At 64.8% G+C, this 1,425-nt stretch carries 1 protein-coding gene; it reads right to left on the bottom strand.

Annotated features, from left to right (window positions below):
• Positions 1 to 3: 3 nt before the first annotated feature.
• On the bottom strand, positions 4 to 1,314 hold the full coding sequence (locus tag AB0O71_RS15455) for an ISL3 family transposase (RefSeq protein ID WP_363746738.1): 1,311 nt from the start codon (positions 1,312 to 1,314) through the stop codon (positions 4 to 6).
• Between the last annotated feature and the right edge of the window lie 111 nt (positions 1,315 to 1,425).

The raw sequence follows: 1,425 nt of genomic DNA, 5'->3' as shown, positions 1-1,425 counted from the left end.
GGCTCATCGCATTTGTGAGTGTAGAACCGGTCTGAACCCACCAGCCTCGAGCAACGACCTCGCGATGTAGTTCGTGAGGTTCCGGAACCCGAGCGCGGACCCGCGGAGGTGCTCAAGCCTGCCATTGATCGCTTCGGTCGGCCCGTTCGAGGTCCTCGGGTGATCGAAATACGCGAGGATGTCAGCCCTGCGCCGATCCAACGTGTACGCGAGTTTCCGCAGCTCGGTGAACCAGGCCGGCGTGGTCTGTTTCACTGTGTCGATCAACTCCCGGAGCCTGCGCCTGCCGTCGCCAGAGAACTTCTCCCGATACGCGGCCACTACTAGTTGATAGACCCGCCACGCCCGCCACACATCCGCATGCCGGGGGTCAGCGAACACCGCGTCAAGACGTGCGTGCTGCTTCTCGGTGAGGAACGCTTCCCCGGTTCTGAGGACCCGCCGCACCCCGTAGAGCGGGTCTTTTGCCCGGCCACGGTGCCCAAGGGTTTCCTGTTGCACCCGCTGCCGGGTGCGATCGAGCATGTCACCGGCGAGCTGGACGACATGGAACGGGTCCATCACCTCCACGGCGTCAGGGAGATGCTCTTTCGAGGCGGTCTTGAACCCGGTGAACCCGTCCATCGCGACGACCTCGATCCCGTCACGCCACACCTGCGTGCGCTCGCTCAGCCAACGACTGAACACCTGTTTCGAACGGCCCGGGACCATGTCGAGGAGCCTCGCCGGGCCTCGTTTCTCACGCACCGGGGTGAGATCGATGAGCACGGTGACGTACTTGTCGCCGTGGCGGGTGTGCCGCCACACATGCTCATCGACACCGATCACCGTGACCCCGTCAAACCGGGCCGGGTCGCTGATCAGCGCCCGGTGACCCTCGCCAAGGATCGCGGCGTTCGCAGTGTGCCAGGACACGCCAAGATTCGCGGCGGCACGCGACACGGTGAGGTGGTCGATCACGACCGCTTCGAGCGCGAAACGCAGCCCCGCCCGGGTGAGTTTCGCACGTGCGGGTGCGACCATGCTGGTGTCTTCACGCCAGACCTTCCGGCACCAATCGCACCGGTATCGGCGCACCCGGATCCGGAGCGTCGTGGCACGATGCCCGAACGGGGTATGCGCGAGAGTGCGGGTCACGGTATCGCGCAGCACCCCCTCGGCACCACAGCGCCGACACCACGGGTCGGGCTCGATCACACGGCAGTCCAGCACGACCCGTCCGGGTTCGAATCTTTGCCCGACCGCGGTCAGGCCGAGCTGATCGAGCTGACAGAAAGTCGTGAGATCGGCAGGTTGGAAGGTAGCGTGGTGCATGTCGAGGTCTTTCGGATGGGAAGCGTCAGAACTTCCATCATCGGGAGACCTCGACCCATGTTCACGGCACCACACCGCGGGGCGCGGCTACACCCTCAATTACGAAGAGCC

Source organism: Leucobacter sp. NPDC077196 (assembly GCF_040687075.1).
Lineage (GTDB): Bacteria > Actinomycetota > Actinomycetes > Actinomycetales > Microbacteriaceae > Leucobacter.
The sequence above is the reverse complement of the archived record's forward strand: the minus strand, read 5'-3'. Positions and strand labels throughout refer to the sequence as shown.

Coding starts and splice junctions, on each gene's coding strand:
- AB0O71_RS15455 (WP_363746738.1), bottom strand. CDS start 1,314: ATGCACCACGCTACCTTCCAACCTGCCGATCTCACGACTTTCTGTCAG.